Genomic DNA, 26,433 nt, shown 5'->3' with positions numbered 1-26,433 from the left:
AAGCGCCCTTTTTAACGGGCTAAGCTACGATATGCCTTGCGGCTTTGCAGCGGAGTGCTGCCGGTAAGTGCCTTGAAATACCGGTTAAAGTTAGAGAGATTGGTAAAACCCGATTCATAGCTGATGACCACCATGCTGTAATCGCTTTCCTTCAGTAATTTCTGCGCATGGTTAATACGTACCTCCAGCAAAAAGTCAAAATAACTTTTATTGGTTCGCTGTTTAAAATAGCGGCAAAAAGCGTTGGGTACCATGTAAACCGTGGCGGCAATCTCCTTTAGCTTGATGGTATGATGAAAGTTGTTGAGCGTGTATAAGTAAATTTTAGTAAGCCGGGTTTCGTCGGCATTGTTATAAGCCGCCAGGTTGGTATCCGCGGCTAGAAACCGATATTCTTTGCCCTCGGCAATTCGCGCCAGCAATTGCATTAGTAAAAATAACCGGCCGTGTGATTCGATTTTGAGCAATTGGTTGAGCATTGTTACCAGTTCATTACGCATGCCGTCATAAAATTGCTGCACCTGTTCGGCCTTTTTGATAACGTTTTGAATAAACCGATTTTCGGGCAGATTGATAAACTGACTGCCAAAAACATCCGGATTAAAATGCAGCGTCAATAATTGTAAGGGCGCATCCATGCGGCCTAATTGCAATAGTGGATTTTGATAAATGTAAGTCTCAAAACGAAACATATGGGGAACGTTGCGCCCGATTAGAAACAGGTCTCCCTCGTTTACCTGTTCAATCCGGTTGCCTACCAGTAGGGTCCCGGTGCCCTCAATCACATAGATCAGTTCCAGTTCGGCGTGGTAGTGAAGCTCGTTATAAGAGTGATAATGCCCCGTCAACTGCAGGTTGAATGACCTGTCAGGGAAGGATTCCAATATCTTTAAACGAGCTTTCATTGTATGATAGTAACCAAATTTAGTGATAGATTGTTAAATATGGTTAATATAATATCATTTTTAGTTTCAATAAGCTCATTTGAAATTCTAAACCAACCTAGATTTGTATCATACCAAATCAAAGACTTATGAAAACAATGAGTTACACCCTAAAACTAAATGAGGCCGGCCTGAACGATATTGATAAAGTTGGCGGCAAAAACGCATCGCTTGGGCAGATGCTGCAGAACCTGGGTTTATTGGGCATCAATATTCCGTTCGGGTTTATTATCACCGCACAGGCTTATTATGATTTTATTACGCATAATCATCTCACAACACATATCACCAACCTGATCAGCAAAACTGACGTTAATGACCTGGTGCAGCTGAAACAATGTGGCCGCACGATCCGCGGATTGATCCGCGATGGACATTTCCCACAATCAATGCGCACAGAGGTCATTAACGCCTATGCTGATCTGTGTAACTACTATGGCAAAAACAATGTAGACGTAGCCGTAAGATCATCAGCTACTGCCGAGGATCTGCCCGATGTATCATTTGCCGGTCAGCAGGATACTTATCTGAACGTTAGCGGCACTGCAGATCTGATGGATGCTATCCGTAACTGCTTTGCCTCGTTGTTTACAGATCGTGCCATCAGCTACCGCAAAAGCTTCGGTTATGACGGTTTCCTGATCGGCCTGTCTGTCTGCGTGCAAAAGATGGTACGTTCAGATCTGGGTGCTTCAGGCGTGGCTTTCTCACTCGATACCGAGAGCGGCTTTAAAGATGTAGTTGTAATTAACGGCTCATTTGGCTTAGGCGAAATGGTGGTTCAAGGCGCAGTTAAGCCCGATGAGTTCACTGTATTTAAACCATTGTTAGATAAAGGCGACCTGCGTCCGTTAATTGAAAAAAAACTGGGCGATAAAAACCAAAAAATGGTTTATGGAGCAGTAGGTGAAGCCCGCGTTAAAGTAATAGAAACAAGCGAGGCCGACAGAGAAAGATTTTGTTTGACCGATGATGAGACATTAAAACTAGCCACCTGGGTAACATCTATAGAACGATATTATGCCACGTTGAAAGGTAAATGGTGCCCAATGGATGTGGAATGGGCATTGGATGGCGAAAGCGGCGAACTGTTTATTGTGCAGGCCCGTCCGGAAACTATCCACTCGCGTAAGGCTGATAATAGCATCACCGTTTACCATATGGAAGATGCCAGTCGCGCCGAGCACCTGATTTTACAAGGTATTGCCGTAGGCGATAAAATTGCAGATGGCAAAGTGCGTTTGCTGCACCATATTGATAGTACCGATATTGCTCACGTTGATTTCAACGCCGGCGACGTACTGGTAACCGATATGACCGACCCCGACTGGGAGCCTCTGATGAAAAAGGCTGCTGCCATTATCACCAATAAAGGTGGGCGCACCTGTCACGCTGCTATTGTGGCCCGCGAGCTGGGTGTGCCAGCCATTGTGGGTTGTGGTAACGCTACCGAATTGCTGAATGATGGCATGTTGATTACCGCTAGCTGTGCCGAAGGCGACAACGGGATGGTGTATGCAGGCAAGATTAACTACACCATGCATGAGCATGACCTGAGCCTGTTGCCAGAAACTGCTACCCCGGTAATGATGAACGTAGCCTCACCTGATGTAGCTTTTAAACTGGCCGGCTATCCGCACCGTGGTGTGGGTTTGGCGCGCGAGGAATTTGTGATCAACAATTATATCAAGATACACCCTCAGGCGCTGCTCGGTTATAAAGAGCTGAATGATGAGGCTCTGACCCTACAGATAACCGAAGCCATTAAAGGTTACGGCGACGGCGAAACTTACTTTATTGAAAAACTGTCTTACGGCGTAGCAAAAATTGCCGCCGCATTTTATCCGCAGAAGGTAATTGTTCGTTTCTCTGATTTTAAAACAAACGAGTATTACAACATGCCCGGCGGAAGTTACTTTGAGCCGGCCGAAGAAAACCCGATGATTGGCTGGAGAGGTGCTTCACGCTACTATTCTGGTGCTTATAAAGCATCGTTTGGGATGGAGTGTAAAGCCATTAAGAAAGTGCGCGAGGTAATGGGCTTGAAAAATGTGGTGGTGATGATTCCATTCTGCCGCACCATTAGCGAGCTGATGCTGGTGTATGATACCATGCGCGAGTATGGCCTGGTACGCGGTCAGGAAGGTTTGGAAGTGTTCCTGATGGCCGAGGTTCCGTCTAATGTTATCCTGGCTGAGCAGTTTGCCAAACATATTGATGGGTTCTCTATCGGTTCAAATGATTTAACCCAATTGGTGCTGGGGCTGGATCGTGATTCGGCGCTGGTGGCAGGCTTGTACAACGAGCGTAACGACGCCGTAAAATCAATGATCTCTCAACTGATTCGCACAGCCAAGAAAGCAGGCGTTAAAGTAGGTATCTGCGGACAAGGTCCGTCAGATTATCCTGACTTTGCCCAGTTTCTGGTAGAAGAGGGGATAGACAGTCTTTCAGTAACGCCAGACTCGTTCCTGAAAACCGTTGAGGCGATTGATAAGATTGAGCGACAGAAGGTTTTAGCGAAGGCGGTGTAAAAACCCCTCCCGGCGTCATGTATTGAGAAGAGCCAGGAAAGGAGCGATTCCCCTCTTGAGAGGGGGCAGGGGTGTGTACTTTATGCGTGCGAAATGACACACCCCTGCAGCCGCACAATCAACGCGCCCCCTCTCAAGAGGGGAGGTTATCGTAATGGCTAATAAACAAAGGGCCTTAACCAAGTAAACCAACCATAAGTGTGAAAATCGGCGTCGTGGCAAAAAGCTGCGGCGCTTTGTTGTTTACTTGCTGGTTAGTGGCGCATGTTTATCAATAAACGCAATGAGTTGATTGGCCATGGCTTGTTGTTGCGCAACGTTAGGGTGGCCGGGCGTGTTTTTGTAATTATAGATATAAGCAAATACCTTTTTATCGCCCAATCCGGCGGCGGCTTTCTTTACATAGTCTGGCCAGGGCGATCCGGTGCGCACGGCATCCATACTGCCCAGGGTACAGATAATACTGGCTTGTGGATATTGGGAGCGCAATTGTTTGATAAAATCCTGGTACGCTTTGATAATCTTTTCGGGCGTTGGTGCTTCGTCACCGAAGCGGGCCTTAAATTCTGGCAAGTCTGAGCGATAAAATAGTCCGGCATCGTTCTGGAACAAATTGATTACTACTATATCGGGCGTGAACTTGTTGAAATTCCATTCGCTTTGCGGATCGCCGCCATCGGTAAGATGATACATCTCGGGCATAATCTGGTGATAGTAGCTCAACGTTAAACCAATGCCGCTGCGGGCGATGCAACTGTATTCGGCATTGTAATGGCGGGCAACAAGGGCTGCGTAGCTGAGGTAGTTATTCTCAAACTGACCGATGCCCCTGTCGCGACCGGATGAATCCTCCACGGCATAACCGCAGGTGATGGAGTCGCCAAAGTATTCAATTTTGCAGCTTTTGGTTTCAGGAGCGGGAAGGATCTCGCCGCCATCGGCAATGGCAAACTGGTAAAATAGGGTTTTGCCAAATACCCATTCGGTACGTTTAAATAGGGTGAGTTGATGTCTGCCGGTGGACAATCCCTCGGCCAGGAGGTAGCTTTTCTTGATGTTGCTGAGGTGCAGTACTTTGGTTACCTGTCCGTCTACAATCACGTTATAGTAGTTCTCGCCATACTGATCTTCCAGTGTGGCGGTAACGCTACTGCCGGTAAAGTTGATACTGGCGGATGTGCCCGGCCAGCTCAATACCGATGCGTCGTCAGCCTTGCCAATGCGCCCCATATAATGAATGTGCGCATCATCGCCCTTAACAATAACATCTGCACGGGTGCTGAAACTGAGGATGAACAGTAGCGTAGCTAAGATCAGCTTCCTCATATTACCATTTAATATGCTGATCTATAAAGGCAATCAACTCATCGGCCATGGCTTGTTGTTCTTTCACGTTAGGATGACCTGGTGTGTTCTTGTAAACAAAGAAATGCGTGTAGATTTTCGTATCTTTTAACTCGCCCACTGCTTTCTCGATATAGCCTGGCCATGGCGAGTCTTTTTGGGTAGCGTCCATATTACCCAGTGCACAAATAATTTGAGCTTTAGGGTACTTGCTGCGAATGTTTTTTACAAAATCTTTATAGGCTGAAACTATTTTGGCAGGTTCTGGCGCTTTGTCGCCAAAGCGATGTTTAAACTCCGCGTGCTCTGGACGGTGTACCAGCCATGAATCATTCTGAAACAGATTGATGACCACTACATCAGGTGTGTAATTCTTAAAGTCCCATTTGCTGCCTGGATCGGCAGGGTTTAGACGATCATACATCTCGGGCATAATGAGCGGGAACCAGCTTACCATCACGCCAATGCCACTGCGGGCAATACAGGAGTACTCAGCATCAAAATGGCGGGCTGTAATAGCGGCATAGCTTTGGTAATTATCTTCATAAGGCCCTGTACCACGGTCCTTGCCCGATGAGTCTATTACCGCCATGGCGCAGGTAATGGAGTTGCCATAAAACTCAATCTTACGCTTTTTAGCGGCAGGCGCAGCCAGTGGTTTGCTGTCTTTATTTAATAAAAACTGATATAAACGTGTGCTGCCCATAACCCACTCGGTACGTTTAAATAAGGTGAGCTGATGACTGCCGGCCGGCAATCCGGTTACCAGCTCGTACCGCTTCATCATGGTGGTATCGGGATGAATTACGTTAACTACTTTACCATCTACAATAACATCCAAAAAGTTATCACCTTTCTCATCGCTTAGAATGGCATCAGCTCCGGTTCCGTTAAAGTTAATAGTAGCAGAGTTGCCCGACCATGACAGAACGGCGCTGCCATTTTGCATTTGTACACGCCCCATGTAATGTATGCGGGTATCGTTATAAGGCAGGGCTTGCTGCGCTAGTGCAGTTGCTGAGATGAACAGGAAAAACAGGATGGATAATCTCTTCATGCTGATAATGGTTTGCGCCATAAAGAAAGCAAAATATATTTAAAGATGTATAACGGAGGCTGCCAGGGCCAGAAGGAAAGTTGTGAAGGTTTTAAACTTTCCAAAGTCTGGATTGTCATACACATATACTTAACAAAAACATTATTTATGAAAACTGTTTGGAAAAGTTTAATGGCCGCAGCGGCAATTGCGCTGGCCGTTAACGTTAGCGAAGCGCAGATAGTTGTTAGGGCACGTATTGGTCGCCCGGCGCGTCGTGTAGTTGTACGTCCGGCACAGCCATCACCAAGAGCGGTGTGGGTTGAAGATGATTATGTTCCTCGTGGTCGCACCTATGTTTATCATGGCGGCTACTGGGCAACACCGCCGCGTCCGGCAGCTGTTTGGGTAGATGGTCATTGGCAACGCAGAGGCCATGGTTGGGTTTGGATAGCCGGTTTCTGGAGATAATAAAAAAAGAAGCGCCCCGATATTCAGGGCGCTTCTTTTTTATGCGGTTCTACTAAGCGTTATGGCTTTTTCTCGTCAACCTTGGGTTTAGCCAACATAATCTCGCGGATGTATTTTACCGGTACGCTGCCAAAGCTTAAAAACTTCTCGTTAAACTCTTTTACACTGTATTTATCGCCCATCATTTTTTTATAGTCATTGCGTAGGTCAATAATTTCTTTATAGCCCGCATAGTAACTGGTTAGCTGTACGCTGCTTACGGTTACGCGTGTCCATTTGCCTTCGGCTTCAGCCTGTTGTTGGAAGGCGTTGTTTACTAAGAATTTTACTTCGGCGTCTTTTTCTACCTTGCCGGTGTGTACGGCGTAATCAAGTATGGTGTTTGCAACGGAGCGCAGGTTCCATTTGTACCACATTAGCCACATCTCCGGCTCATTGTTGCCATAGCCGGCCTCCAGCATCATTTGTTCGCTATAAACGGCCCAGCCTTCAATCATAGCGCCGTTACCCAATACAGATTTGATAAGGCTTGGCGCTTTATTGGCATAAACCAATTGTGTATAATGGCCAGGGATGGCCTCATGAATGCAGAGGATCTGCAGGGTGTACTGGTTGTACTCGCGCAGATAGCTTTCAGCTTTCTCTGCCGGCCAGCCAGATAGGCTGCCCACATTAAAATAAGTATTTCCGGTTTTGTCATACGGGCCTGGCGAAGTGACCGAGGCTCCCGCTACTCCCGCCATATAATCAGGCTCTTTACGCACAATCAGCGGTTTAGAAGGATCGAGCGTCAATAGGTTCTTGGCTTTGATAAAATTAACCAACTGCGGAAGCTGTTTCTCAATGGCCGATTGGAACTCACCCGGTTCTACGTGTTTAGAGGAAATAGTATCTATCATAGCCCGCACCATGGCCATGGTATCGGCAGGCATTGGTGTTGTGCCAAAATATTTTGGCCACAGCTTAATGGTAAGCTTAGCCATTTCTTTGTGTATATATTTTGAACGGTCTACAGCCGAGTTAAAAAGCTGTTGTGCACTGCCTGCAGATTGGATGTCGTATTTAAATTTATCATCATACAGCTGTTTGCCCAGGCGGAAGCTGCGTGGTTTATCATTCTTTAATGCTTTTAGCCAGGCGGCAAAGTCCTTAATAGTTTTAGCTGATAGCTCTGCGCGGGTAAGCATTTGTTTCTGCTCTTCTGCCGGGATCTTGGTTTTCTTGAGCGAGTCTGCAAAATCTTTTTCTATGACACTTACGCCGCCGGTTAATTGGTTAACGGCCAGGTTCAGTAGTTCTGGCGCAGGATTTTTAATCTGTTTTTCGGCCACCTTATAATACTCAGGCAGGTTCTCCATCTTCTGATAAAAATGGTGCAGACGGTCTTGCAACGGGGCATAATGCTCATTCAAAATATAGGCGAAAGAGCCGATAATGTTGTATCTGGTTGGATCCCACTCGTAAGCTCTTTCCTGCTGTACCTCCCACTGCATTTTCTCCAGTTGGTTCTGTATCAGGTGATGATCAATCTTATTGAGATCGTTTAACTGCGTAGCATTATAGGCCGATAGCGAATCCAGATGCTTGCGGGTGAAGTTGATAATGGCATCGCGATGCTTGGCATCGGGCACAATGAGTAAGCTATCATATTTATGATATCCCTCGCGCGTGGCCCAATCCGGGTCAAGTTTCCACAGATCGTCAAGGAAACGGTTTTCGTAGATCTTGAACGTGGTATTATCCTTTTCGCCCATGTCGGGGTTAACGCTGTCTTTCTTGCACGAATAAATGACAGTGATTACAAATGCCAGTGGGAGTAGTTTTCTGATCACCTGAAAAAATATTTAAGTTTCGAGATAAACATAAAGTTTTTTAGCCGGATTTGTAAGCGTCTTGTTGCAAAATGCAGGCAACCAAATAAGGCAGTTTTTGTTAAACCGATATGGATAAGCAAGATAAACTGATTGACGAATTAATAAAGTTGTTACGAGGCGGCATGGCACACGCCAGTTTAACCGACGCACTGGAAGGTTTGCCTGCTGATTTGCGTGGTAAAAAGCCTGCTGATTTACCCTATTCTATCTGGCAGTTGGTGGAGCATATACGCATTGCCCAATGGGATATGCTGGAGTTTAGCAGAGATGCCAATCACCGTTCACCAAAATGGCCCGATGATTACTGGCCTAAAGACGCTGACCCCGAAAGCGATGAAGATTGGGATAACTCCGTGGCTCAGATCAATAAAGATCTGGAAGAATTTATCAAGCTGCTGAAAGCCGGGGACCTGCATGAGCCTTTTGAGCACGGTGACGGCCAAACCTTATTACGTGAGGCCTTGCAAATAGCCGATCACAATGCTTATCACACTGCAGAAATTATTGTGATCAGAAGACTGCTGGATGCGTGGAGGTGAGAAAGCTGGATGTCATCCCGACCAATGGGAGAGATCTTTTCGAAGACGGCATACCAACACTCATCTCACTGAAAAGATCCCTCTTCCGTCGGTGACAAAACAGTATTTCTTTTACTTCAATTTTTCAATAAACCCAGTTATAGCCGTTACCAATTCTGGTTTAAGTGGTAGGGCCGGGTCGCTATAGGTTTCCATGTTTTTATCCCTATCAACCGGCGCATCTTTTAATACGTAGTTCATGTTGGGGATAATAGTAAGCACAGCGTCTGATTTGGCTTTTTTTAGCTTTTCAGCATCTGTAGTGGGTACCTGTAAATCGCTGGTTCCCTGTAAAACCAAAACCGGTATTTTTAGCTTATGAAGCTCTCTTGCCGGGTCGCGAAACATCCAAGATAGCAGGTAGGGTTGTACACTTGGACGCGCCAACGCGTATAGCGATGGATCTACCTGATCTGTGAATTTTCCTTTTCTTAAACTATCGAGTATTGAGCGCATGCCGTTACGGCTATAGTCAGGCGAGTTTTTCAATTGCTCGGTGATAATCTTGTCGGCCGTTTGGGCCGTACCTGATACCGAGATAAATGCATTAACAGGTTGATCAAATGCGGCAATCATACCCACCAGCGATCCTTCGCTATGGCCAAGCACAATTACTTTTGAAAAACGCTGATCATCATGCAGCAGGTTAATAAGAGCAATGGCATCATCAATATAATCATCAAAGTGCAGCTCTTTCTCTTTAATAGAGCTGATGCTTTTGCCTACCATCCGTTTGTCATACCGTAACGAGGCAATGCCACTTTTGCCCAAAGCAGTAGCCAACATTTTATAGGTATTGGCATGGATGGTGTTTCCGTTATTGCCATCTCTATCGGTTGGGCCGGAGCCGGCTATAATAAGTACTACAGGTATTTTACCATTTGCATTTTTAGGCATGGTTAAAGTGCCCGATATACTGCCTGAAAGTATTTTTTGCGAAACCGGGGTTTCAATCAGCGACGGATCATCAGCCAACGCTACGGGCTTGTTTGCTACCGGCTGCATTAGTAAGCCGGCAATCTGGTTGTCTTTATTTAGTTGTAATCTTAATACCAGCGATCCTTTTTCAAATACGGCGTTATAAGTAGCAACAGTGCCGCTCATTTCCTGAAAGGTAGTTTCCATTAAAGGCCCTAGTTGAGCTTTTAATTGCCCGCTGGTTGATTTGAAATCAGCCTCACTCAATTCTTTGCGCATTTCTGGCCCGAGGTGCTTGTAAATGCTATCGGGTTTATTGCTGTTATAAAATGTTTTGAATTGATTGATGGTTGCTTTATAATTAACAGGTTCTGTTTGCGCGTAACTTGCAGAAATTGAAAATACGAGTATAAATACAATAATGAATCTTTTCATCAGACACCAAAGTTTGCCAGCAAACTTATAAATAAATCCCGAATGCCGTTACGGTTAATAATGGCGTTTTCTATGCAAAAAAATATATGTTTTGATAACTTTTAATATTTTGCACCGTACAACAGGTTTGTATTTGATATGGTTTAGCGCTTTCATTGTGCTGTATTTAACTTAAAAAAATATTTTATAGTTTAAATTCTACGCTTCCGGTTAATGAGATTATTTGTCTGTCTGCTTTTTTGTGCTTTATGTTTTTTTTATAAAAACACACAAGCCCAGGGCAGGACACCCAACCTTCATGGTATGGTTTACGTTGAAAATCACGCTTATGCAGAAGATGCTGCCATAACGCTGATGAACGTGCGCGATGCTGTGATGGCAGATAAAACCCATTCTGATAAAAAAGGCTATTACCGTTTTGACCATATTCCACCCGGATCATACTATATATCGGCCAGTAAATTTAATTACGAAGAATTTCAGACCGATACTTTTAGCGTAGCCGCAGGCGAGATTGTCACGTTACCGCCCATCAACCTCATATCGAAAAATACCTTATTGAAAGAAGTAAAGGTGGCTACCAGGCACACGTTGATTGAAAATAAAATTGATAAAGTTGTAATAAATGTTGCCAAAGGAATTTCGCCCAGCGGTACCAGTGTATTGGACGTGCTTTCGGCGGCGCCTGGCATTAAAGTTAGCAGTAATGACGAATTGACTTTTAAAGGAGGGCAGCCACCGCTCATTATGATAAACGGCAGGGCCACACAATTATCGCAGGGTGATGTACAAACAATGCTGCGCAGCATAGCTAGCGATAATGTGGAACTGATAGAACTGATTGGTAATCCTTCTGCCAAGTATGATGCTACGGGGACAGGCGGTGTTATCAATATCATAACAAGAAAAGGTAAAGATGTTGGCTTAAACGGCAATTTAACGGCCGGAGGCGGATATGGTAATTTTTATAAATACAACGAGGGGCTGAGCCTTAACTATCGAACCAAGAAAGTAAATATAGCCGGTAGTTTTTCTTCGGGTAGGAACAAAAGCGATCATACCATTAATACAGACCGTTACCTGCCTGGTAATACCGATATTTATTCTACCTATTACAATGTGGGCAGCAGCAAAAACCCGACAGTAAATCTGAGCGGAGACATCTTCATTGACTCGCTGCATACGCTGGGATTTTTATTTATGGGGGTGTTTCAGCGGATAGATCTGGAGAAACGCAACTCGCTCGATTTTATCAGGAACGGCAATCTGGATAGTACGCTGCTCACCACGTCATCACAATGGCGGCATATTAATCAAACTAATTATAATATCAATTATAACGGTACACTTGGTCATACTAACCAAACCATCAGTGCAGACGTAGATTATACAGCTTACAATCGCGCTTTTGACGAGTATTTAACAACTATGTTTGTCAATAGCCGCATGAAAGCAAAAAATGCTAGTCAGCAATATCATAATTATGTGCCTGTAAGATATGATATTCTTAGCGCCAAGCTTGACTATGTAAAGCCCATTGGCAAAGCAAAGCTGGAAGCCGGCTTGAAAACCAGCTATGTAAAAAGCAATAACACGCAAAGTTTTGAAGACAAGGTGGGCGATACCTATGTGCCCGACACACTATCCAGTTTTTTTCTTTATCACGAGAACCTGAATAGTGCCTATGTGAACTACACAGGGCGGTTTACTGATAAGCTTGGGTTTATGGCCGGTATTCGTGGAGAATATACACACTCTGATGGTAACTCGTATTACCAGCAGGAGGACGTAGTAAGAGATTACGTAAACTTTTATCCGCAACTACAGCTGGACTACCGGGCCGATGACGATAACCGTATTTCATTTAACTACGGGCGGCGTACCTATCAGCCATCTTACGATGATTTGAATCCGATCATTTTTTTTCAGGATAAATACAACTATCGACAGGGCAACCCATTTTTGAGACCTTCATATGAGAACTTACTGCAGTTGACGCACAACTACCGCGGTATATTAAATACGGAGCTGTATTTTATGGATATATCTGGTTTTTCTGGCTTTACCTATTTTCAGCAGGATAATGCTACCAAGATATTTGTAACCACACGCCAAAATCTTAAAAGCGCCGTTACCTACGGCTTGCATTTTAATGTGGCTGCAAGCGTGGCCGAGTGGTGGAATATCAATTTTGATGTAAACACCAGCTATCAGCGTTATAAAGACTACGAAGGACAGCTAAATCGTGGCGCTTTTGACGGCATCTTTAAGCTTAATAGCCAGTTTATGCTGCCGGATGGTTTTGGTATCAACCTGCTTAATTTTTATGAGGCGCCTACCTATTATGCCATTTACTATTACCGGTCATCTTATTATACCAATTTAACTGCAAGCAAGAAAATATTGGGCAACAGGCTGTCTGTCAATCTTGCTGTTAATGATATCTTTAATACACGCCGGGATAGGTATGTGAGCCAGTACATGAATCTTGATTTGATAGGTCTGGATAAAAGAGAAACCCGTTATTATACCGGTAGCTTAACTTATTACTTTGGTAAGCGTAGCGTTAAAGCGCGCAGACGGCACATAAGCGGCGATACCGACGAACAAAACCGTATAGGCACCGGTGGCGGCAACTAGCCTGCGTGTCCGCTCAGCATGCTGGTTAAGATAACCAGCAAAACTAAAATAGAGATAGCTGTATAAAGCCGATCCCGCTCTAAGATAAAGCCAATAGCCGAAAAGATTACTCGCATAACAGGCGTGGCAATCAGAAAAATAATGCCGGCTTGTATCATGGCCTGGCCTTTTCCTGCCAATATGCTTGCAATAATGTTTCGGGGATGGACGAACTGGGGCACGCCTTTAAAGGTGCTATAGTCAGAATGACTATGCTGATGGCGCCATAAATACAAAATGCCGCCAGCCAGTACAATTAGCATAGAAATGCCCACACCCAGGCGTAGCAACCAGCCTATTATCAGCTGCATGTTTTTATCCTTAAACTGCCGTTTCTCTGCCATCTTACGCTATATTTTACCGGTCACACCATTGTAGATCATTTGGCAGGCCAGCACCGTAATTACGATGGTGAATACCCAACGCAGCCATTTAGACGATTGCGTATTCACCAATATTTTAGAGCCGCTTAATGCGCCTAGCACCACACCCAGCACCACAGGCATGGACAGGCCCGGATCAATGTATCCACGCTGCAAATAAACTACTGCACTGGCTGCCGCCGTAACGCCTATCATAAAATTGCTGGTGGTGGTAGATACCTTGAAGGGGATGCGCATAATAGTATCCATGGCTATCACCTTCAGCGCGCCGGAGCCTATGCCCAGCAGGCCTGAAATAATGCCGGCAAACAACATCATTAAAAAGCCGCCGCCCACATTACGCACACCATAATCTACCGGGCCGTGGGCAGAGGGGTAGGAGCCGTTAAGTTTCAGTTTGATAGCGGCCGGACTAGGTTCTGCGGTTTCGGTTTGTACTTTTTTTACCAGCGACATGATGGATGAAAAACACAAGATTAGCCCAAACAGTATAGCAATATAACTAGGATTGATGTGCAGCGCCAGCATAGCCCCACCAAAGGCGCCAATGGTGGTGGCAATTTCCAAAAACATGCCGATGCGGATATTGGTGATACCCTCTTTTACATAAGCCGCCGCCGCGCCAGACGAAGTGGCAATTACCGACACCAGCGAAGCCCCAATAGCGTAGTGGATGTTAACATGCAACAGCAAAGTAAGCATGGGGATGATGATAAAACCACCGCCCAGTCCGGTTAATGAACCCAGCAGACCGGCAAAATATGCGCCCACCAAAATGATAGCTGTAAACAATAGAACCGACATGGAAATAGCCTTTAGAGATCGTTGCTAAAATAGCAATAACTTCGCGTTGCTGGAGTTGGTTTTAGGTTGTTTTTTAAATTTAATCGTCTACTAATCAGATAGAAATACTTTTATTTTAAAGATTTTGTGCACATTAATGTCATCAAAAAATAGCTTAACTTAGTTGGTAACTAATCACTTAAACTATGGTACAGAAAAATGCTATCAGCTGGTTCGAGATCCCCACTACAGATCTGGCCCGCGCTCAGAAATTTTATGAAACCGTTTTTGCGGTAGAACTTTTTGCCATGGATATGCCCATGATGAAGATGCGTATGTTCCCGGTACAAGATATGATGACCGGTATTGGCGGTGCATTGGTAGACAGTGGTGGTTTCCACAAACCATCAGCAGATCAAGGTCCTTTGATCTATCTGAACGCAAATCCTGATGTACAATTAGTATTAGATAGGGTAGAAGCCGCCGGCGGTAAGATTTTGGTGCCCAAAACAGAAATATCGCCAGAGTATGGCCACATGGGGGTATTTATAGACACTGAAGGTAACCGCATTGGGCTACACTCGGTACCTGCTGGAATGTAATTTGTTTAACCCGATAGATGCTTAGCCAATTTTTTTGTGATTGCTGTTCCTTACAGCAATCACAAGGTTTTTAATTCTCTATTGACTGATGTATTATGTACCGGCTAAATCCTACTTCAACTCATCCAACACCCTAAATAATTTCTGCCGCATGGCAGAGGCGCTCCCATTATAATTATTAACGATGATTGAAAAGCACAGCTGTTTGCCACCATGTGTTTGATAACCGGCAAAAGCCAGCCCGTTGTTAATGGTGCCGCTTTTCATTTTCATATTGTTGTAGAGTGGCAGGCTCTCGTAAAAATCTGCAAACCAGGGCTCTTTTTTTGCGCTTTGTAGAATACGTGCCATGCTTTGCGTGGTTACTCGGTTACCAGGCGACAGGCCGCTGCCATCAATGGTATTGAGCGAATTGGGATCAATACCACGGGCTTTCCAAAAATCATGCACAAAATCTGCCCCATCACTGGTTGATGGTGTTTTGCCCAATTTAAGCGCCAGTGTTTTTAATAATTGCTCAGCGTAAAGATTGATACTTTTCTGGTCCATCCAGTACACCATCTTACTCAGCGTAGGCGAACTGATGGTAGTCAGTTTGCCTGTTATAGCTGGTACAGGTTGATTTTTATTTGTTAAGGTATTAACAGACTCCGGCCCGTTACTTACGCTAATGCCCAGTTTAATTAACGTATCATTTAAACGGAAAGCAGCATCAAATGCAGGATCGGGTAGGGCTGCTGCAATGCTTTTGCGGGCATCGCCACCGCCATAGGTGCCGCGCAGGTAAACGGTGTTATTGCCAACAGGCAGATAAACGTAGGCATTGTCGCCGCCGCTGTTATCGCCGACCATGGTCAGCTCGCTTTTAAATTGGTAATAAGGCATGGCAGGTACTGTGTGTGCAATGCCAACTTTGCTGCCCACCGCGCCGGTGCTCAGTTTAATATCGAATTGATTTTCGCGCCAGCAAAGGCCAGATGTGCCTGCGCCGTAATAGTTGCCCATATCCTGCTGTATCCAGCCCTCTGGGATAGATTGCGAGCCAAATACCGACTCATCACCGATAATGCGTCCGTTCACCTTCTTAATACCAGCCTGACGGATGGCTGCCGTCATCATAGCCAGAATGTTAGGTTCTTTGGTGTTTTCCCACCGCCAGCTGCCCAGGGTTGGGTCGCCTGCACCTTTGATGATGATATCGCCGGTTAGCGTACCATCGGCGTCAATATGGCCGTTGTAGCCCAGTTGAGTTTGGTATTGAAAATCTTTCCCTAAAACGTAAAAAGATGTAATAGCCGTAACCGTTTTTAAGGTTGATGCCGGAGCCAGACCCACATCAGGGTTACCAGTAAAAACCACCTCACCGGTTTGTGCGTCCAGCACGGTGAGCGATAGCGTGGCATAGCGGCATTGTGCATCGTGCTGCAGCCGGGTAAAAGCATTTTGTAAGCCCTGTTGCAGCGTTTGTGCCTGCAGGTGCAGGACTGTGAGCAGACTAAGAATCAGTAGTAAGTACTTCCTGTTTTTTTGCATCAGGTTTTGTAAAATAATAAATAGGTATGCCTATCAGCACAATAATCAGTCCCCAAACAGGGTAGTTGCCTTGCTGATATTTCAGTAACAATCCGCAGAAAACTAAACCCATTATAATGTAAATAGCAGGTAGCACGGGATAGCCAAAAGCTTTGTACGGCCGCTCTGCATCAGGGCGTTTTTTGCGCAGAATATAGATGCCAAAAATAGTAAGCACATAAAACAACACTACTACAAATGAAATCATATCCAATAGTTTGCCATAGCTTCCGCTCAAACACAGTATCGATGCCACCACACACTGTATCCATAAACCAAACTCTGGAACAGCTGCTTTGTTTAGCGTACCGGCCTTTTTAAAGAATAAACCGTCATTTGCCATGGTATGGTATACACGTGCGCCGGCAAGTATCAATCCGTTATTACAGCCGAAGGTGGATACCATAATCATTAACGCTATAACTAATGTGCCAATCTGTCCGAAGATCTGGGTAGAGGCAGCTACAGCCACACGGTCTTTTTCTGCTGTTGCAATATCGTGCAGCGGCAAAACAGCGGTATACATTACGTTGGCTGATACGTAAATGATAGTGACTATCAGTGTACCGAAGAAAAGGCTAAGACCAATATTGCGCTTGGGATTGTTCATCTCACCGGCAATAAAGGTGACATTGTTCCAGGCATCGGCACTAAAGATAGAACCTACCATGGCCGCCGCTATAGCGCCCATGGCCGCCGTGGTAGTATAGCTGCTAAAACTGCCGTCGGCATTCAATTTATGTAAAGACCACGCATTACTCCAGTTGGCATGCCATACATCGCCTTTCAGCATAATTAACCCGAAAATGATCAATCCGAAAAGGCTGAGCAGCTTAGCAAGCGTAAAAATGTTCTGGATAATCTTGCCGCCTTTAACACCTTTGGTATTGACATAGGTAAGCAGTATAATAAGCAGGATAGAAACAATCTGCGCAGCACTGATGGTAAAATACGTCGGTGCGCCAGATTTATTGGTACCTGTTGCAATGCTGAATAGGATATTATCCTCGCTTAGCGGTTTAAATATGTAAGCTGCAAACTTGGAGAAAGCTACCCCCACCGCAGCTATAGTGCCGGTTTGTATCACGGCAAAAAAGCTCCATCCATATAAAAAGGCGATCATTTTGTTGTAGGCCTCTTTGAGGTATACATACTGGCCACCCGCTTTAGGGTACATACCGCTCAACTCGCCATAACTAACGGCTGCGGTAAGCGTCATAAACCCGGTAATTACCCAAACAAAGATCAGCCAGCCTGATGAGCCTACGTTACGGATGATATCGGCACTTACAATAAAAATACCAGAGCCAATCATTGATCCGGCTACCAGCATGGTGCCGTCTAACAGTCCTAATTCGTGCTTAAGTTTTGGCGAAGCGTTGTCTTGCATAGAGGGGTTTAGCGTTTAGATCCTAAAGCTATTAAAAAAAGCCAATTATCATTTTACTGTCAGCAAATTTTATTTGGTAATTAGCTCCGAAGAACTATTTTTACAAACGACGTCACACTGACGTTACAATTATAACTCTTATCAAAATATGAATTTCTTGAACAATTACCTGATTTATCTAATTCCGTTTTTAGGTGTGGTGGGGATACTGGTGATGGCCGCCAAATCTGCCTGGGTATCTAAACAAGACGCTGGCGAGGGCGACATGACCGAACTTTCGGGCTACATTGCTAAAGGCGCTATGGCCTTTCTGCGTGCAGAGTGGAAGGTGCTGAGTTACTTTGTGGTTTTGGCGGGTATTTTGCTGGCTTATTCTGGCACTACCGTAAAAACCTCCAGCCCGGTTATTGCTATTTCATTTATTATTGGTGCGTTTCTGTCGGCCTTTGCGGGTTATATCGGTATGCGCATAGCTACTAAAGCTAATGTGCGCACTACGCAGGCCGCCAAAACTAGTCTGGCGCAGGCGCTTAAGGTTTCTTTTACTGGTGGTACGGTAATGGGTCTGGGTGTGGCTGGTTTGGCTATTATAGGCCTGGGGTCGTTGTTCATTGTTTTTTACCAGATGTATGTAGTAAGCCAGCACGGTAACGTAAATGGTTTTGAAATGGAGAAAGCGCTGGAAGTTCTGGCTGGTTTCTCATTAGGAGCAGAGTCTATCGCGCTGTTTGCCCGTGTAGGCGGCGGTATCTATACCAAAGCGGCCGACATAGGCGCCGACCTGGTAGGTAAGGTTGAAGCCGGTATCCCTGAGGATGACGTGCGTAACCCCGCTACCATTGCCGATAACGTGGGCGATAACGTAGGTGACGTGGCAGGTATGGGAGCCGATTTGTTTGGTTCGTATGTGGCTACCATGTTAGCCACAATGGTACTGGGCCGCGAGATTGTTGGCGCTGATGGTAAGAGCCTGGTAGATAATTTTGGTGGTATTAGCCCTGTGCTTTTACCGATGCTGATAGCTGGCTTAGGGTTGATATTCTCTATTGTTGGCGCTGCTTTTGTTCGGATAAAGAATGAAGAGGACAGTGTTCAGAACGCACTGAATATTGGTAACTGGACGTCTATCATATTAACCGCCGTTGCTACATTTTTTGTGGTTAGATGGATGCTGCCAGCAGGTGATCTGCATTTAATTCGTGATACGATGCCCGGCACTACCACGCTGAAGGAAGGTGTAAAACAGTTTGATAAAACCGGCGTATACCTGTCTATTATAGTAGGTTTGGTGGTTGGTACGCTGATGTCTATTATCACCGAGTATTATACCGCCATGGGTAAACGCCCGGTGATAAGCATTACGCAGCAGTCTGCAACCGGTCATGCTACCAACATTATAGGCGGTTTGGCTATTGGTATGGAGTCAACCGTATTGCCTATCCTGGTTTTGGCCGGTGGTATTTATGGTTCTTATCATTTTGCCGGTTTGTACGGTGTGGCTATCGCCGCTGCGGGTATGATGGCCACCACCGCTATGCAGTTGGCCATAGATGCTTTCGGGCCTATTGCTGATAACGCCGGAGGTATTGCAGAAATGAGCCGTTTGCCAGAGGAAGTGCGCCATCGTACCGATAACCTGGATGCCGTGGGTAACACCACCGCTGCTACCGGTAAGGGTTTTGCCATTGCCTCTGCGGCATTAACCTCGCTGGCGCTGTTTGCGGCGTTTGTGGGCGTTGCGGGTATTGATCATATTGATATTTATAAAGCCGATGTACTGGCAGGCCTGTTTGTGGGGGGGATGATTCCTTTCATCTTTTCTTCGCTGGCAATCTCGGCGGTTGGTCGTGCCGCTATGGCTATGGTGCATGAGGTTCGCCGCCAATTCCGCGAGATTCCGGGGATTATGGAGCACAAAGCTAAGCCCGAGTACGAGAAATGCGTGGCTATCTCCACTCAGGCCTCTATCCGCGAGATGGTAGCCCCTGGTTTAATTGCTATCATCACGCCAATTATCATCGGTTTTACTTTTGGTCCGGAAGTATTGGGTGGTTTGCTGGCCGGCGTAACCGTTTCTGGTGTGCTGATGGGTATGTTCCAAAGCAACGCCGGCGGTGCCTGGGATAACGCCAAAAAATCATTTGAGAAAGGGGTGGAGATTAACGGTGAAGTTTATAAAAAAGGTTCAGAGCCACACAAGGCTGCTGTAACTGGTGATACCGTGGGCGATCCGTTTAAAGATACCTCTGGTCCATCGATGAATATCCTCATCAAGCTAATGTCTATCGTTTCACTGGTTATTGCACCGCACCTGAACCACGAGGTTAGACATAACGAACGCTTACAGGACGAGATTAACCAACACTCGCAAACGGTGCATGTGATGAAGGTAGATAAGAAAGTGTGATTAGATGCAGAAGAAAACTAAAAAAGAGGCCTATAGCCTCTTTTTTAGTTTATCAAATCATCAGTGTTTACAAATTTGCTGCCAGGTAACCTTCAATTTGTTTGCAGCCAACGAAGATTGGTTTTTTATCAATTACGATATCAATTTGTTGCCCATTGATGGTATAACTGCCGCCCAACGTTGCGCCGAAAACTGATACGCTGATGGTACCGCTGTTTTCGTCGCCGCTAAAGCTGCCGTTTTGAGCGGTTACTTTGGTTTTAAGGTTTTGCACAAAGGCCTGTGCACTGCCGGTAAATGGTATAGATACGTTGCAAGCTGACATAGTGTTTTCTGTGTTTATTGACTGCAAATATAGCAACCTGGCGCAACAGTTAAATATTTTGGCTTTCGTGCCTAAAATTTGATTTTATGAAGCGAAGGGCTATTTAAAACTAATATTATTTTGTGTTGGTACTGATTTGTTATCATGTCAATTTTACCTTATGATAAAAAATAATTAGGTTTGGAGTAACATGAATATAAAACTACTTAACTAAACGATGAAGTTATTTGTTAAAAAATCTATTGCGCAGCTACTTGCCGCCCCTGAGGAAGGCGGCCACACACTGAAGCGTACCTTGGGTGTGGGTGCTGTGGTAGCACTGGGTATTGGCGCTATTATTGGCGCCGGTTTGTTTGTGCGAACGGCGGCTGCGGCAGCTCAGAATGCTGGTCCGTCTGTTACCATTGGCTTTATTATTGCGGCCATTGGTTGTGCCTTTGCCGGCCTGTGTTATGCTGAGTTTGCCAGTATGATACCCGTTGCCGGTTCAGCTTACACTTACTCTTATGCCACTATGGGCGAGTTTATCGCCTGGATTATCGGCTGGGATTTGATATTGGAATATGGCGTAGGTGCCGCCACGGTAGGCATTGCCTGGAGCGAGTATCTGAATAAGTTACTCAATATATTCGGACTCAATATACCCTACGAGTGGTGCCACTCGCCCTTTGAAAAGGTGATAGACCCTAATACCCATGCAGTATTACAGCATGGTATAGTTAATCTGCCGGGTATATTCATCATCCTGTTATTAACTATAGTGCTTATCAGAGGCACCAAGGGTTCGGCCTTTGTTAACTCACTCATTGTTATTACTAAAGTGGCCATAGTATTGGTGGTTATAGCATTGGGTTGGGGTTACATTAATCCGGCTAATCATACGCCATTTATTCCTAAGCCAACCATTTATAAAGATGACTCAGGCGTTTCTCACCACTTCGGCGGCATTACAGGTATACTGGGAGCTGCAGGCGTGGTGTTTTTTGCTTTTATTGGGTTTGATGCGGTGTCTACAGCTGCACAGGAAACTAAAGACCCTAAAAAAGCTATGCCATGGGGCATTTTGGGTTCACTGGCTATCTGTACAGTGCTGTATGTACTATTCTCGTTTGTGTTAACAGGTGTGGCCAGTACAGAAGATTTTAGAACCCACGGTAAAGAAGCCTCTGTAGCTTATGCTATAGAACACATGGCTGGCGGCTTGATAAACGGCGTTTGGGTAGCTAAATATCAATGGCTATCTAACCTTGTGACCATCGCTATTCTGGCTGGTTTTTCATCGGTTATTCTGGTGATGTTGCTGGGGCAGTCGCGCGTGTTCTATTCAATGAGTCATGACGGTTTGCTGCCGAAAGTGTTTTCGGATGTGCATCCAAAATATTCAACCCCATACAAATCAAACTGGATCATATTTGTGCTGGTGAGCATTTTTGCCGGTTTTATTCCGGGGGATATTGTAGGGGAGATGACTAGTATCGGTACGCTGTTCGCCTTCATCCTGGTGTGTATCGGTGTATGGATTATGCGTGTAAAGAACCCGGAAATCCCGCGTGCGTTCAAAACGCCCGCTTTTAGATTTACCGCCATTATGGGCGTATTGGTATGTTCTTCCATGATTTACGGCCTGGGATGGACTAACTGGGCCCGATTGATTGGCTGGTTACTTATAGGTTTTATCATCTATTTTGGCTACAGTGTTAAACACTCGCTGGTGCGTAAAGAATTAGCAGAAGTACCGGCAGATCCACCCGCTCCTGAGCTTAAGGTTACCAAATAATATAAAAGGTTCTGAATATTTTCAGAACCTTTTTTGTTTCCTCTGATCTTCTGAAGAAATAAATTATCAGTTAAATCATTTCCTGTTTTAGCTGCTTTTTGCTTAGCTTTAAAATAACACACTCAAACAAAGTAACCTTATGCTAAGCTTCGACCCGAAACAGATCGTATCTGTTACGATGATCTTGTTTGCTATTATCGATATTTTGGGCGCTATCCCCGTAATTATAGAACTGCGGCAACGGGCAGGACATATCCAGTCTGAAAAGGCTTCTATTGTGGTATTGGTGTTGATGGTGATCTTTCTATTTGTCGGCGATGAATTGTTGAACGTTATCGGCCTGGATGTGGCCTCGTTCGCCATAGCAGGCTCATTGGTGATCTTTATTATTGCGATGGAGATGATTCTGGGCATTCGGTTCTTTAAAGAAGAAATGCCCGAGGCGGTGTCTATTGTTCCACTGGCATTTCCATTAATAGCCGGTGCCGGTACCATGACTACGCTGTTATCGCTCAAATCACAGTATCAAACGCAGAATATATTAGTTGGCATTATTGTCAATACCGTTTTTGTGTATTTGGTATTGAAGAATGTAAAATGGCTGGAAAGGCTTTTTGGTAAAACGGGGATTATGGTGCTGCGTAAAGCTTTCGGCATTATTTTGCTGGCTATTGCCATTAAGCTGTTCAGAACGAACACGCATTTGTAAGCGCACCACATCAGTTAAACAGCAGTATATTTTCTGCCTTTAAACTTGTCGCGAAGATTTGTTGTTGGCTTCTCAAAAATTTGATAAAGCACCCACGAAAGCAAGAAACTCATTACCCAGACCAATGCAAAATGAAGTATCGGATTATCCAGATGCCGCTTAGCAAGCATATTGGGCAAAATCAAGAGTACCAATGGGTGCAATAAATAAACAGAATAAGATACCAGGCTGATGTTGGTGACAGCATAGCCAAACAAAGATTTATGGCTGATTTTTAAATAGTAAAATGCTGGTAGAACCAAAGCGACGCCTATACTAAAGCAAGTAAAGAAGATGGTTTTGAATAGCAGTGATGATAAGCCGGTATTTATAAATTGTGGACAAGCCCAAAATAAGGTTTCTGCTATAAGAATACATGAACCTATACCGCAAAGCTTAAATCTGGCTTTTTCTAAACTGGTTTTATGATAGTAATGGATATAAGCAAGCAATACACCTACACCTATGCCGTCTAATCTCAATGGCATTACTTTTCGAAAGCCATTGTCCCATTCGGTATTTGCGCTGGTTAGGGCAAAATATGCCCGAAGCAGCAGCGGGATGAAGATAAAAATACCGGTTACTGATAGGAGTACCAGCCTACGGTTTTTTGACAAATACTGACCTATAAATAATAGTAACGGAAATAACAGGTAAAACCATTCTTCAATAGCTAAACTCCAAGAAACCGAGAAATATTGTGCAGACATTCCGGGCTTGATGTTTTGCAGGAAAAAAAAATAACTGGTGTTATTTTTAAAGCTATAAACCCAGGTATGAGTTATATGGTGATAGAGCAGATTATAAACCCCGATGATAAGATAATAATTAGGCAATGTTCTAAACCATCTTCTTATCCAAAATAGACCGATTGAACTCGTGTTTAAATGTGGGATATTAAACGTCTTCATCAGCACAGTGCCAATTAGAAAACCGCTTAGCACAAAGAATAATTCTACGCCAAAAAAGCCGCTGAAAAATGCAGCGGCTTTAAACGTTGTTTCTTTTGATAATAAATCAGAACTATGAGCCATCAGGACGGCTAATATGGCGGTGCTCCTTAAAATATCGAGTCCGATTATTCGGTCACGGTACCCGGTTGTGCTTTGTGTTGTCATTTATTAAACCAGATAATCAAACAAAGTCTGATCCTGATTAATATCGATCACTTTAAAGCGATGGGCTTCCATCCGTTGTTTCAGGCCTGGGTAATCGGCTGCATCTTTCAGTTCGATGCCTACCAGCGCCGGACCGCTTTCTTTCTCTGATTTCTTGATGAACTCAAAGCGGGTAATATCATCATGCGGGCCAAGCACATTGTTTACAAACAGTTTTAATGCACCCGGACGTTGTGGGAAGGTAACGATGAAGTAATGCTTCAGCCCTTCATACAGCAGCGATTTTTCTTTGATCTCCTGCATTCGGTCAATATCGTTATTGCCACCGCTGATAACACATACCACCTTTTTGCCTTTGATCTTGTCTTTATAAAGATCTAAGGCAGCTACAGATAATGCACCGGCAGGCTCTACCACAATGGCATCCTCATTGTATAGTTTAAGGATAGTGGTACAGATTTTTCCCTCCGGCACCAGCTGCATGTCATCCAGCAGTTGCTGACAGATCTGATAGGTGAGGGCACCCACGCGTTTTACCGCAGCGCCGTCAACAAAACGATTAATCTTATCCAGCGTAACGGGGTTACCCTGGCGGAAGGCCTCTACCATTGAAGGTGCACCTTCTGGCTCAACACCCAGCAACAAAGTATCTGGTTTCTGCTGACGAAGGTAGGTGCTCACTCCTGACGCCAAACCACCGCCGCCTACCGGCATAATTACGGCTTCTACACCGGGTAAGTCTTCCAGTATTTCAACGCCTACGGTTCCTTGTCCTGCAATAATTCTGTGGTCATCAAAAGGAGGGATGAAGGTCATTTCATGAGCCTGGGTATAAGCAAGGGCCTCGTGCAGGCAATCATCAAAAGTATCGCCTGTTAATACAATCTCCACAAAACCATCGCCAAACATTTCGGTTTGTTTTACCTTTTGTTTCGGCGTAATCTCGGGCATAAAAATTACGCCTTTAATCCCCATTTTACGGCACGAAAAAGCTACACCCTGTGCATGGTTACCGGCACTGGCGCAAACCACGCCATTAACCAGTTTCTCTTGCGGTAAGCCGCTAATCATGTTGTAAGCGCCACGCAGTTTGTACGAGCGTACTAATTGCAGGTCCTCACGTTTCAGGTACACCTCGCAGCCGTAACGGTTGCTCAGACCCTGATTAAATTCAAGCGGTGTATGTTTAACTACGCCTTTTAAGCGGGCGTAGGCGGCATCAAAATCAAGTGCGTTCTTCGTGTCGGTCTCCATCATCTTTATTTTACCTCAGGCACAGCCATCAAGCTTTGCAGATCTTCGTCATTTATGTCTAATTTACTGTCGGCCAGCGTTAAGAAGCGTTTGTAAACATCATCAAGCGTTGGTTTATCCAGGGTAAAGCCTAAACGCTCCAAATGGTATTTAAGCGCATGGCGACCGCTACGTGCAGTCAGCACAATGCTGGCACTTGGGAAGCCTACGTCTTCCGGTTTAATAATCTCGTAGTTCTCGCGGTTTTTCAAGAAACCATCCTGGTGAATGCCAGAGCTGTGTGCAAAAGCATTAGCGCCAACAATAGCTTTGTTTGGCTGCACCGGCATACGCATCTGCGTGCTCACCATACGGCTAATTTCATAGAATTGGCGCGCGTTAATGTTGGTGTGTAAGCCCAGTTGGTGCGTTTTCAAGATCATCACCACTTCTTCAATAGAAGTGTTACCGGCACGCTCGCCAATACCGTTAATGGTACCTTCAATCTGGCGGGCACCGTTCTGTAAACCAGCTACAGAGTTAGCAGTAGCCAAACCTAAATCATTATGGCAGTGTACAGAAATGATGGCCTTGTCAATATTTTTAACGTTCTCTTTCAGGAATTTAATTTTAGCGCCGTACTGATCTGGCAGACAGTAGCCATTGGTATCCGGAATGTTTACTACAGTAGCACCAGCAGCAATCACAGCCTCAACCATGCGGGCAAGGAACTCGATATCTGCACGACCGGCATCTTCAGCGTAAAATTCAATATCTTCTACAAAACCTTTGGCATATTTTACTGCTTCAACCGCACGAGCAAGAATTTCATCGCGAGTGCTGTTGAATTTATGTTTGATATGCTGATCTGACGAGCCGATACCAGTGTGGATACGCGGGTGTTTTGCATATTGTAGCGCTTGTACAGCAGCATCAATATCGCCTTTGTTGGCACGGGTTAGCGCGCAAACGGTTGGATGGGTAACAGCTTTAGATATCTCAACAACGCTCTGGAAATCACCAGGGCTGGAGATAGGAAAACCTGCCTCAATAATGTCAACGCCCAGCGCTTCCAGCTCGCGGGCTATCTCAATCTTTTCAGGGGTGGTTAGCTGGCAGCCGGGCACCTGCTCACCATCGCGCAGGGTGGTGTCAAATACGTAAACGCGGTTGGGATCGTGTAACATGTTTTAGTTAGATTTTAGATGCAAGGCCCCAGGTATGAGTAATCTCCCTCGTTGAGTTCTGCATCAGTGTTAACTTAATTTTTATCTTCTCTTGT

At 45.0% G+C, this 26,433-nt stretch carries 21 protein-coding genes; 8 read left to right on the top strand and 13 right to left on the bottom strand.

Going from position 1 to position 26,433, the window contains the following annotated elements; genetic code table 11:
• Positions 1–11: 11 nt before the first annotated feature.
• Entirely contained in the window at positions 12–905 is an 894-nt protein-coding gene (locus ABZR88_RS11710) for an AraC family transcriptional regulator (protein WP_107830455.1), read from the bottom strand.
• A 128-nt stretch (positions 906–1,033) separates the two neighbouring features.
• Between ABZR88_RS11710 and ppsA the strand changes: the two genes are divergently transcribed.
• Positions 1,034–3,478, top strand: coding sequence for a phosphoenolpyruvate synthase (gene ppsA / locus ABZR88_RS11705; protein ID WP_107830453.1), 2,445 nt, complete (start codon positions 1,034–1,036; stop codon positions 3,476–3,478).
• 243 nt (positions 3,479–3,721) lie between these two features.
• Here the strand turns inward: ppsA and ABZR88_RS11700 are convergent, their stop codons facing one another.
• Both ABZR88_RS11700 and ABZR88_RS11695 read right to left on the bottom strand, forming a co-directional pair.
• Entirely contained in the window at positions 3,722–4,804 is a 1,083-nt protein-coding gene (locus tag ABZR88_RS11700) for an SGNH/GDSL hydrolase family protein (RefSeq protein WP_107830451.1), read from the bottom strand.
• 1 nt (position 4,805) lies between these two features.
• A complete protein-coding gene (locus tag ABZR88_RS11695; RefSeq protein WP_107830650.1) occupies positions 4,806–5,879 on the bottom strand; it encodes an SGNH/GDSL hydrolase family protein in 1,074 nt (357 codons plus the stop codon).
• A gap of 147 nt (positions 5,880–6,026) precedes the next feature.
• Between ABZR88_RS11695 and ABZR88_RS11690 the strand changes: the two genes are divergently transcribed.
• Entirely contained in the window at positions 6,027–6,329 is a 303-nt protein-coding gene (locus ABZR88_RS11690) for a YXWGXW repeat-containing protein (protein WP_170113665.1), read from the top strand.
• 59 nt (positions 6,330–6,388) lie between these two features.
• Here ABZR88_RS11690 and ABZR88_RS11685 read toward each other — a convergent pair whose 3' ends face one another.
• Positions 6,389–8,161 (bottom strand): DUF885 domain-containing protein, encoded by a 1,773-nt coding sequence (locus ABZR88_RS11685; protein WP_211309856.1) that lies wholly within the window; start codon positions 8,159–8,161, stop codon positions 6,389–6,391.
• Between the two features lie 110 nt (positions 8,162–8,271).
• Here ABZR88_RS11685 and ABZR88_RS11680 point away from each other — a divergent pair, with 110 nt between their 5' ends.
• Complete coding sequence (locus ABZR88_RS11680; protein ID WP_107830449.1) at positions 8,272–8,742, top strand: DinB family protein; 471 nt, start codon at positions 8,272–8,274, stop codon at positions 8,740–8,742.
• Between the two features lie 111 nt (positions 8,743–8,853).
• On the opposite strand, the gene ABZR88_RS11675 is transcribed toward ABZR88_RS11680, so the two are convergent.
• Positions 8,854–10,134 carry an alpha/beta fold hydrolase gene (locus ABZR88_RS11675; RefSeq protein ID WP_107830447.1) on the bottom strand — a complete coding sequence of 427 codons (1,281 nt, stop codon included), beginning with the start codon at positions 10,132–10,134 and terminating at the stop codon, positions 8,854–8,856.
• A gap of 303 nt (positions 10,135–10,437) precedes the next feature.
• On the opposite strand from ABZR88_RS11675, the gene ABZR88_RS11670 reads away from it, so the two are divergent.
• Positions 10,438–12,774, top strand: a complete 2,337-nt coding sequence (locus ABZR88_RS11670) for a TonB-dependent receptor (protein ID WP_170113664.1) — start codon at positions 10,438–10,440, stop codon at positions 12,772–12,774.
• On the opposite strand, the gene ABZR88_RS11665 is transcribed toward ABZR88_RS11670, so the two are convergent.
• Together ABZR88_RS11665 and ABZR88_RS11660 are read right to left on the bottom strand one after the other, a co-directional pair.
• The gene (locus ABZR88_RS11665; RefSeq protein WP_107830443.1) at positions 12,771–13,157 is read right to left on the bottom strand and encodes a DUF1634 domain-containing protein; all 387 of its coding nucleotides are present in this window, start codon (positions 13,155–13,157) and stop codon (positions 12,771–12,773) included. The two genes, ABZR88_RS11670 and ABZR88_RS11665, sit on opposite strands and share 4 nt — an antisense overlap.
• 6 nt (positions 13,158–13,163) lie before the next feature.
• Positions 13,164–14,000, bottom strand: coding sequence for a sulfite exporter TauE/SafE family protein (locus tag ABZR88_RS11660; protein WP_107830441.1), 837 nt, complete (start codon positions 13,998–14,000; stop codon positions 13,164–13,166).
• Positions 14,001–14,185: 185 nt separating this feature from the next.
• On the opposite strand from ABZR88_RS11660, the gene ABZR88_RS11655 reads away from it, so the two are divergent.
• Positions 14,186–14,581, top strand: coding sequence for a VOC family protein (locus ABZR88_RS11655; RefSeq protein ID WP_107830439.1), 396 nt, complete (start codon positions 14,186–14,188; stop codon positions 14,579–14,581).
• 111 nt (positions 14,582–14,692) lie between these two features.
• Here ABZR88_RS11655 and dacB read toward each other — a convergent pair whose 3' ends face one another.
• Positions 14,693–16,114 (bottom strand): D-alanyl-D-alanine carboxypeptidase/D-alanyl-D-alanine-endopeptidase, encoded by a 1,422-nt coding sequence (dacB, locus tag ABZR88_RS11650; protein ID WP_107830437.1) that lies wholly within the window; start codon positions 16,112–16,114, stop codon positions 14,693–14,695.
• Positions 16,077–17,543, bottom strand: coding sequence for an APC family permease (locus ABZR88_RS11645; RefSeq protein ID WP_107830435.1), 1,467 nt, complete (start codon positions 17,541–17,543; stop codon positions 16,077–16,079). The genes dacB and ABZR88_RS11645 overlap by 38 nt, the downstream gene beginning before the upstream one ends.
• Positions 17,544–17,691: 148 nt before the next feature.
• Here ABZR88_RS11645 and ABZR88_RS11640 point away from each other — a divergent pair, with 148 nt between their 5' ends.
• A complete protein-coding gene (locus ABZR88_RS11640; RefSeq protein WP_107830433.1) occupies positions 17,692–19,950 on the top strand; it encodes a sodium-translocating pyrophosphatase in 2,259 nt (752 codons plus the stop codon).
• A 67-nt stretch (positions 19,951–20,017) separates the two neighbouring features.
• On the opposite strand, the gene ABZR88_RS11635 is transcribed toward ABZR88_RS11640, so the two are convergent.
• The gene (locus ABZR88_RS11635) at positions 20,018–20,275 is read right to left on the bottom strand and encodes a hypothetical protein (RefSeq protein WP_107830431.1); all 258 of its coding nucleotides are present in this window, start codon (positions 20,273–20,275) and stop codon (positions 20,018–20,020) included.
• Positions 20,276–20,492: 217 nt separating this feature from the next.
• Between ABZR88_RS11635 and ABZR88_RS11630 the strand changes: the two genes are divergently transcribed.
• Positions 20,493–22,052: an amino acid permease gene (locus ABZR88_RS11630; RefSeq protein WP_107830429.1), complete on the top strand. Its 1,560-nt coding sequence runs from the start codon at positions 20,493–20,495 to the stop codon at positions 22,050–22,052.
• 139 nt (positions 22,053–22,191) lie between these two features.
• Positions 22,192–22,761: a MarC family protein gene (locus ABZR88_RS11625; protein WP_107830427.1), complete on the top strand. Its 570-nt coding sequence runs from the start codon at positions 22,192–22,194 to the stop codon at positions 22,759–22,761.
• A 14-nt stretch (positions 22,762–22,775) separates the two neighbouring features.
• Here the strand turns inward: ABZR88_RS11625 and ABZR88_RS11620 are convergent, their stop codons facing one another.
• Genes ABZR88_RS11620 through ABZR88_RS11610 form a run of 3 tightly spaced genes read right to left on the bottom strand, consistent with a single transcriptional unit; the run spans position 22,776 to position 26,338 of the window.
• The gene (locus ABZR88_RS11620; RefSeq protein WP_107830425.1) at positions 22,776–23,918 is read right to left on the bottom strand and encodes an acyltransferase; all 1,143 of its coding nucleotides are present in this window, start codon (positions 23,916–23,918) and stop codon (positions 22,776–22,778) included.
• Between the two features lie 3 nt (positions 23,919–23,921).
• Positions 23,922–25,175 carry a threonine ammonia-lyase IlvA gene (gene ilvA, locus ABZR88_RS11615; RefSeq protein WP_107830423.1) on the bottom strand — a complete coding sequence of 418 codons (1,254 nt, stop codon included), beginning with the start codon at positions 25,173–25,175 and terminating at the stop codon, positions 23,922–23,924.
• A 2-nt stretch (positions 25,176–25,177) separates the two neighbouring features.
• Entirely contained in the window at positions 25,178–26,338 is a 1,161-nt protein-coding gene (locus ABZR88_RS11610) for a 2-isopropylmalate synthase (RefSeq protein WP_107830421.1), read from the bottom strand.
• Positions 26,339–26,433: the final 95 nt, after the last annotated feature.

Source organism: Mucilaginibacter yixingensis, from assembly GCF_041080815.1.
GTDB classification, from domain to species: domain Bacteria; phylum Bacteroidota; class Bacteroidia; order Sphingobacteriales; family Sphingobacteriaceae; genus Mucilaginibacter; species Mucilaginibacter yixingensis.
The sequence above is the reverse complement of the archived record's forward strand: the minus strand, read 5'-3'. Positions and strand labels throughout refer to the sequence as shown.

Bases quoted from the DNA above. Each gene is read 5' to 3' on its own strand.
- ABZR88_RS11680 (WP_107830449.1), top strand. From the start codon at position 8,272: ATGGATAAGCAAGATAAACTGATTGACGAATTAATAAAGTTGTTACGA.
- ilvA (WP_107830423.1), bottom strand. From the start codon at position 25,175: ATGATGGAGACCGACACGAAGAACGCACTTGATTTTGATGCCGCCTAC.
- ABZR88_RS11660 (WP_107830441.1), bottom strand. From the start codon at position 14,000: ATGTCGGTTCTATTGTTTACAGCTATCATTTTGGTGGGCGCATATTTT.
- ABZR88_RS11690 (WP_170113665.1), top strand. From the start codon at position 6,027: ATGAAAACTGTTTGGAAAAGTTTAATGGCCGCAGCGGCAATTGCGCTG.
- ABZR88_RS11675 (WP_107830447.1), bottom strand. From the start codon at position 10,134: ATGAAAAGATTCATTATTGTATTTATACTCGTATTTTCAATTTCTGCA.
- ABZR88_RS11700 (WP_107830451.1), bottom strand. From the start codon at position 4,804: ATGAGGAAGCTGATCTTAGCTACGCTACTGTTCATCCTCAGTTTCAGC.
- ppsA (WP_107830453.1), top strand. From the start codon at position 1,034: ATGAAAACAATGAGTTACACCCTAAAACTAAATGAGGCCGGCCTGAAC.
- ABZR88_RS11695 (WP_107830650.1), bottom strand. From the start codon at position 5,879: ATGAAGAGATTATCCATCCTGTTTTTCCTGTTCATCTCAGCAACTGCA.
- ABZR88_RS11610 (WP_107830421.1), bottom strand. From the start codon at position 26,338: ATGTTACACGATCCCAACCGCGTTTACGTATTTGACACCACCCTGCGC.
- ABZR88_RS11655 (WP_107830439.1), top strand. From the start codon at position 14,186: ATGGTACAGAAAAATGCTATCAGCTGGTTCGAGATCCCCACTACAGAT.
- ABZR88_RS11710 (WP_107830455.1), bottom strand. From the start codon at position 905: ATGAAAGCTCGTTTAAAGATATTGGAATCCTTCCCTGACAGGTCATTC.
- ABZR88_RS11625 (WP_107830427.1), top strand. From the start codon at position 22,192: ATGCTAAGCTTCGACCCGAAACAGATCGTATCTGTTACGATGATCTTG.
- ABZR88_RS11620 (WP_107830425.1), bottom strand. From the start codon at position 23,918: ATGACAACACAAAGCACAACCGGGTACCGTGACCGAATAATCGGACTC.
- dacB (WP_107830437.1), bottom strand. From the start codon at position 16,114: ATGCAAAAAAACAGGAAGTACTTACTACTGATTCTTAGTCTGCTCACA.
- ABZR88_RS11665 (WP_107830443.1), bottom strand. From the start codon at position 13,157: ATGGCAGAGAAACGGCAGTTTAAGGATAAAAACATGCAGCTGATAATA.
- ABZR88_RS11670 (WP_170113664.1), top strand. From the start codon at position 10,438: ATGGTTTACGTTGAAAATCACGCTTATGCAGAAGATGCTGCCATAACG.
- ABZR88_RS11640 (WP_107830433.1), top strand. From the start codon at position 17,692: ATGAATTTCTTGAACAATTACCTGATTTATCTAATTCCGTTTTTAGGT.
- ABZR88_RS11645 (WP_107830435.1), bottom strand. From the start codon at position 17,543: ATGCAAGACAACGCTTCGCCAAAACTTAAGCACGAATTAGGACTGTTA.
- ABZR88_RS11630 (WP_107830429.1), top strand. From the start codon at position 20,493: ATGAAGTTATTTGTTAAAAAATCTATTGCGCAGCTACTTGCCGCCCCT.
- ABZR88_RS11635 (WP_107830431.1), bottom strand. From the start codon at position 20,275: ATGTCAGCTTGCAACGTATCTATACCATTTACCGGCAGTGCACAGGCC.